This is a genomic window from Ammonifex thiophilus, assembly GCF_003368535.1.
GTDB classification, from domain to species: Bacteria; Bacillota; Desulfotomaculia; order Desulfotomaculales; family Ammonificaceae; genus Ammonifex; species Ammonifex thiophilus.
Genome location: NZ_QSLN01000036.1, coordinates 1 through 6,276, shown reverse-complemented (window position 1 = coordinate 6,276; position 6,276 = coordinate 1). Strand labels below are relative to the sequence as shown.

Genomic DNA, 6,276 nt, shown 5'->3' with positions numbered 1-6,276 from the left:
CCTTTAACCGCCATCCCCGCCACCTCGGAGGGCACCCGCACCGCGTCGGGGTAGAGCGCCCCCCGCGGCACGTCCGCCGCCGAGAGGTCGGACGCCTGCACCAGGCTCCCGGGGGTGAGGTCCCTCCCCGCCACCACTACCCTCTCGGCCCCGGCGAAGGAACGCACCACCGTCACCGCCGAGACCGCCGCCAGGACGGCGAAGACCACCGCCGCCGCGAGCCAGACCCTGTAGTTCCTGAGCATCCTCACACCCCGCTTTCCAGGACTCCCAGCACCGCCGCCGCCAGCTCCGCCGCCGCCTGGTCGAGGTCGGGGGTGCCGTGTTCCCCAATGGGCGGTACGCCCGCTTTTTGCGCCCGGTTCACCGCCGCTTCCTCGTCCGCGCCGGAGGGCAGGGCTACCACCCTCGCGAACCCGTACTCCCCGGCGTAGAGCTGCGGCGGGGAGCCGTCCGCCCGGGGCAGGTCGCGCACCACCAGGACGTCGCACCGCAACCCCGCCCCGATGTACTTCCCCACCAGCTCAAAGGACGCCGCGCTGGGGTCGGCCACCAGGACCACGCAGCCCGCTTTCCCGTAAACCAGGTCCACTTCCGACCTGTGGACGGAGAGGGAAGCGTCTACCACCAGTACCTCGGTCTCCACCGGCGCGCTGGAGGGCACGGCGTGCAGCCCTTCCAGCCCCGGGGCGGTGTAGAAGAGCCTGCCGGGCGCGTCGCCGAAGGGGGGCTGGGGCAGCTCCAGGTGCACGGCCCGCCGCTCGTGGGCCAGCACCCCCACCAGGCAGGCCGCGACGGTGGTGGCCCCCACGCCGCCCCTCACGCCCAGGACGAGCACCGTCTTGCCGGCGGCCCCGAGCCAGGCGGCGAGGCCGGTCTCTCCCTTGCTTGCGGTGGGGGCTTGAGGGCAGGGGCTCCACTGGGGGGCTTCGTAAAGCACCGCTTCTCCCGGATGGCTGACCGGAACCGCGCCGTTACCCTCCCACAGCGCGGGCACCGGGAGCAGGCCCTCCTCCAGTGCCCGCCTGGCCGCCCGGGCCACGGGCTGCGGGCCCACGCCCCTCCCGCGCAGGGCGGGCCCGTAGTCTTCCCCCGCCAGGGACACCACCCTCCCGTCCTCGAGCACGAGGACGCACTCGGGCGGCACCCCGCAAGCGAGGGCCTCCCCCACCAACGCCTCCCCCTCGGGGTCCCGCGCGCCCGCGACCACCACGACCGGCGCCCCCAGAGAAGCTACCTCGTCGAGCCGGCGGGTGGACCCGCGCACGTAGACTACCACTGCGGGGCCGGCCACGCCCGCCGCACCGTCGAGCCAGCGGGCCTCGCACCCGGCAGCGCGGGCCACCGCGGGGAGCGCCCCTTTGAGCCTCTCTTCTCCCGTGATGAAAAGGATCACTTAATTCTCCCCCTTTCCACCAGAGCCTGTGGGGCAGACGAGGGGCGCGCGAGGGCGAAGCCCTGCACCCCCACGTCCCACCCCGTCTCCCTGAGCCACGCCAGGTCCCCCGGGTCCTCCACCCCCTCCAGCACCGGGAACGACCCGGAAGCCAGGAACTCCCGCACCAGGACGCCCACGATCCTCTGCTTCCCCCGGTCGCGGGATATGCCGTGGACCAGGACCCGGTCCACCTTCACAAAGTCGAAGTCCGCCCCCAGCACCAGGTCCAGGTTGGACCTGCCCGCCCCGAAGTCGTCGAGGGCCACGAAGAACCCCAGGGCCTTCCACTCTTCGACCAGTACCCTCCCCTCGGCCGGGGAAAAGCCGGAGCTTTCCGAGACTTCGACCGCCACGCGGGAAGGGTGGATCCCCTTCGCCTCCAGGAGCCTCCTCGCCCTGACGGCGAAGTTGGCCGAAGAGAACGCCTCGGGCGTGAGGTTCACGAAGGTCAGCGCATCACAGGACCTCAGCACTTCCTCCGCGGCCCTCTCCAGCACCCTGAGCTCCCACATGGGGATGGCCCCGGCCGCCCTCGCCCGGGCGAGCAGTTCCAGGGGCGAGGGGCGCAGCAGCGCCTCGTAGCCCAACAGCCTCCCCCCGAGCAGGAAGAAAATGGGCTGGTAGTGCAGCTCAAAGCTCAACAAGCCGAGACCTCCTCTCCCACCGCACGCCCGGGCTGCGGGACGCGCGAGGCCACCCCTTCGAGCGCCTTGCGGAAGGAAGACTTTTTCTTCCCGGGTTCGAGGACGGGGGGGTGGTAGATACCGGTGAGGGCGGCCCTGCCGTCGGCTTCCACCACCGCGGGCTCCTCGGGCACGGCGAGCACCTCGTCCCCTACGCCCAGGAGGAGCGCGGCGTCGCGGACCGAGACCCCTCCCCTTATCCCTGCCCTGTTGACCAGCGTGACTATCTTTCCCGCCCCCACCTCGGCCAGGCACTTCGCCCGGAAGCGGGCCACCGCGCTCAGGGCCGACCGCAGGGGGGTGGAGACGAAGAACACGACATTGCACTCCCCGAGGACGGCCAGCACGGCGGGCGAGGCTATCCTCGCCCCGAAGTCGAGCACCAGGCAGTCGCAGCCCGACGCTAGTGCCCCCACCAGCCGGGCGGCATCTTCCGGCTCGGGGAACCAGCCGGGCCGGTCGAGCGGCGCGGGGACCAGCTCCGTGCCCGCCGGGCCGGGGACGGTGAACTCCCCGCCCTCGAGGGCCGAGGTGAGGTCCACTGGCGGCAAAGAGGACTCGGAAAAACCACAGAGGGTCGACAGCCCCCCCTTGTCGGTGTCGAGGTCCGCCAGGCGGACCTTCAGCCCCCCCTCCGCCAGCAGGGCGGCGAGGTTGAGGGCCAGGGTGGTCTTGCCCTGCTGCCCCTGGGCGCCGGAGTAAAAGGCCGCCACCACGCCCCTCCTCCCGCCGCCCGCCCCTCTCGCTGTGGGAGTCGCAGTTTTCCCCGCTAGCCCAGGCACAGGTCCCGACACGGGGGTGTCTTTTTCCGGGCCGAGCAGCCGCCTGACCTCCCTGGCCAATGCTTCCGGCGTGGTGGCCACCGGCACCCCCTTTTCCGCCCAGGAAAGCCACTCGCCCGGCCCTGCGTCGCCCAGGTACACGACCAGGGGCATGCCCGGCGGCACCAGGCGTGCCTCCTCCGGCGAGCAAACACACACCACCGCGTCCCTGGGGTCGGCGACGCACCTCACCCCGAAGCGGGCGAGGCGCGCAGCCACCTCCGGGTGGGCCAGGACCAGCACCCCACCCGCAGCAAAGTGCAAACCGGAAGCCTGAGCAACAGTCCTCGTGGCTAGGGTCGGGGGTTTGCAGCCCAGAGCCACTCCGGGGTCTGCCGATGGGGGTCTGCCTTCCGGGGCAGTCCCAGCACCGGGTCCTCCGGGCCCGGGCACCCCCGGCACGGGTAGGTCTCCCGGCCGCTCCTCTTGCGGTTGCCTCTGGCGGAAACGGAAAAGTTTCTCCCAGAAGGGCACCCTCCTTACCCCTTTCTCTCGCCTTTCGCTACCCGCAAAAGACTCTTCGCACAGCTGGATCCCAGACAGGTTACCGACCGTCCACGCGACGTTTTTGACCGGGAACGCCCCCCGGTAGGCGACCAGGGTTTCGGGGCGCACCCCCATCTCTCCCGCGAGCCGAACGAAAGCGTCGGCGCCCGGGGAGTCCAGGTTCACAACGGCCACAGTCGGGATGTGGGTACTCAGGGCGAGGTACTCGTGTGCGTTGGGAACGCCCACACCGTTCGCCGGGTCGCGGGCCACCACCAGGGCAACGTCCGCGGCATCGGGCGTGGAGACGAACTCGATGCCGGGCAGGAGTGAAGCTAGCTCTCTCTCGGTCTTGCGGTCGTCAAGCGTGGCAAAAACCCGCACCGCCCCCCAACTCCCCTCTCTCGGGACTCCAGGTTAAAGACATCCCAGACGGCCTTTTCCACTACCCTCTCCACGGGCGCGGGAAACCGTGGCAGCGCTCCTCTCCGCAGCGCTTTCCCCGCTTCCCTGACCTCCGGCACCAGGTAAAAGCGGTCAAAGCCCAGGCTCCGAGCGAAACGCTTTGGGGCCAGGCCCAGCAGGCCTGGCCTGGTACGGTTCAGCACCAGGACGGTCCTCTCCCGCGGGAGGACGCCCGCGAGCCGCGGTATGGCGTCGGACACCTGCACCACGGCCTTAGGCGAGAGGTCGGAGACCAGGACGACCCTGACCGCAGACCGGAGCGTCCAGACCACGTGCGGGAGGGAAGGTACCGGAGCCAGGTCCGCCACCACCGCGCCGAAGCGGGAAGAGAGGAGGGGCAGGACCTCCGTCGCCCGCGGCAGCCTGCCCGCGTTCCCTCCCGGCAGCACAAAGAGCCCCGGCACCTGCGGGTGCTCGTCGATAAAGGAGGCCGGATCGCACGCCAGGTCAGACCAGTTGCCCACGGTGGCCTTTGGGGGGATTCCCCGCCGGGCCATCCCGCTCGCCCACCACAGGTCCACCTTGTCGCAGTCGAGGTCGACCAGCACGGTGCGGATGCCGCGTCGGGCAAGGCATACGGCCAGGCACAGCGAGAGGAAGGTTTTGCCCACGTGGGTTGCCGGGGAGAAGACTGCCACCAGGTTGGGCAGGACCGCGCCCGGGGGGGCCACGGCCACTTCCCCGTGCTCCCCGGGCCGACTTTCTGCATTCTCCTGCCGAACTGCCTCTTCCCGGGCCTTCTCCCGCGCGACCCTGCCGAGCACCAGCGGCAGCAAGGCGGCAGAGACGGGCGTCGCCCCCGCGGCAAAGATCCCGGCCGCCTCTTCCGCCGAACTGCCCCCTTCCACCACAACGTAGAGGGGGACGTGCCCGGGCACCTGCTTCCTGGCTGCGGCCGTGGCGGACGCCGGGTCTCCCGCGCTGCGGGGGATCCAGATTACAGCTACATCCGCCTCTTCAGGCACGGAAGCAAAGCCCAGTCTGAGCCTCTCTGCGTGTGGCCCTATCAAGTCCCTGCGGTTGGTAAAGACCCAGAGCACCTCAACTCCCCGCTTTCCTGCCAGAAAGATACGGTTCGGGGTCCACGAAGTTCCCGTTTACCACCACGCCGAAGTGGAGGTGCGGCCCCGTCGACCGGCCGGTCGAGCCCACGGCCCCTACCGGCTGCCCCGCCTTCACGCGGTCGCCCGCCCGCACCGCAACGGCCGACAGGTGGGCATACTGCGTCTTGTAAGTGCCGTGGTTGACCACCACCTCCAGCCCGAACCCGTCGTCCCACCCGGCGGACTCCACCACGCCGTCGTCGGTGGCGAAGACGGGAGTTCCCGCGGGGGCCGCTATGTCGATCCCCCGGTGGAACTCCGGGCCGCCTTTAACAGGGTCTTCGCGCCAGCCGAAGCGGGACGTGATGACGAAAAACTCCTTAGGTACAGGCAAGCACCTGGCGTCGCCCGACGGCAGCGTCTCCGGCGCGTACTTGAGCGCCAGCTCCATCACCCGGTCCACGTACCACCACGCGTGGTTGTACTGGTAGATCGCCTGCCTGGGGTTTTCCTTGAAGCCGTTCGCGGCCAGGTACTTCGCCGCCGCGAAGACGGCGTCCCAGGGGTCGTAAGGGTCGGCCCTCCCGTCCCCGTTGGCGTCCACCCCGTAGCCCCCGTACTTCGCTATCCTCTCCGGGTCGGTGTCGTACTGCGGGTCCCTGGGGTCGTCTCTGGCGAAGGGGTTCCGGGAACCCGACCACGTGGTGGGCATGAACTGCATGATCCCCACGGCACCCGCGGGCGAGACGCCGTTCCTGGAGAGCCAGTACTGGCTGCGGCCGAACCCGGACTCCACCTTACATATGGCGGCCAGGACGTTCCACGCCACGCCGTACTTCTGCTCCGCCGCGAGGAAGATCTGTAGGTAGTCTGGGGGAATCTCCGCGAGCGCGTAAGGGGACGGGGACCCGCCCCGGAACCCCTTCTCTCCGTCGGTAAAGGGCAGCACCACCGCCACAGACACCGCCACGACCAGGAAGACCACCGCCGCCAGCGCGAGGAACGGGAGGGCCAGGATCTCCCTCTTGTGGGCAGCTGTCCGCTCGACAACCCACTCAACAACACGCTGCCCAAAGACCCGCCCGGCGACTTCTACTGCTACACCGCCCGCGCCGCCCGTCAGGGCAGCAGCCGCCGCTTTCCCGACGGCGTAGAAGCGGCGGATCTGCTCTATCTTGCTGGTAAGAGTAGCGTCCTTGTACCGCATCAAAACACCTCAAAAAAAAAGAAAAACAGGCAGGGCCGCAAAGCCTGCCTGCAAGACAGGAAGCTGCGCTGCTACTTGCGGCGCGGCGGCACGGGCGGGAGGTCCGCCGGCGGCTCGGGCGGCTGTTTGGATT

The 6,276-nt window shown here is 69.9% G+C and carries 6 protein-coding genes; all 6 read right to left on the bottom strand.

The window, feature by feature from the left end; translation table 11 throughout:
- Nucleotides 1–245: SAF domain-containing protein (locus DXX99_RS10775; RefSeq protein WP_205664711.1), on the bottom strand; the 245-nt coding region annotated here is incomplete at its 3' end.
- A 2-nt stretch (nt 246–247) separates the two neighbouring features.
- Complete coding sequence (locus DXX99_RS10770; protein WP_115793478.1) at nt 248–1,396, bottom strand: hypothetical protein; 1,149 nt, start codon at nt 1,394–1,396, stop codon at nt 248–250.
- A complete protein-coding gene (locus DXX99_RS11590; protein WP_165847840.1) occupies nt 1,393–2,082 on the bottom strand; it encodes an EAL domain-containing protein in 690 nt (229 codons plus the stop codon). Before DXX99_RS11590 ends, DXX99_RS10770 begins: the two co-directional genes overlap by 4 nt.
- Nucleotides 2,076–3,812 (bottom strand): nucleotide-binding protein, encoded by a 1,737-nt coding sequence (locus DXX99_RS10760; protein ID WP_115793477.1) that lies wholly within the window; start codon nt 3,810–3,812, stop codon nt 2,076–2,078. The genes DXX99_RS11590 and DXX99_RS10760 overlap by 7 nt, the downstream gene beginning before the upstream one ends.
- Nucleotides 3,764–4,933: a CpsD/CapB family tyrosine-protein kinase gene (locus DXX99_RS10755; protein ID WP_165847839.1), complete on the bottom strand. Its 1,170-nt coding sequence runs from the start codon at nt 4,931–4,933 to the stop codon at nt 3,764–3,766. The genes DXX99_RS10760 and DXX99_RS10755 overlap by 49 nt, the downstream gene beginning before the upstream one ends.
- Before the next feature lies 1 nt (nt 4,934).
- A complete protein-coding gene (locus tag DXX99_RS10750) occupies nt 4,935–6,143 on the bottom strand; it encodes a peptidoglycan DD-metalloendopeptidase family protein (RefSeq protein ID WP_115793475.1) in 1,209 nt (402 codons plus the stop codon).
- Nucleotides 6,144–6,276 lie beyond the last annotated feature (133 nt).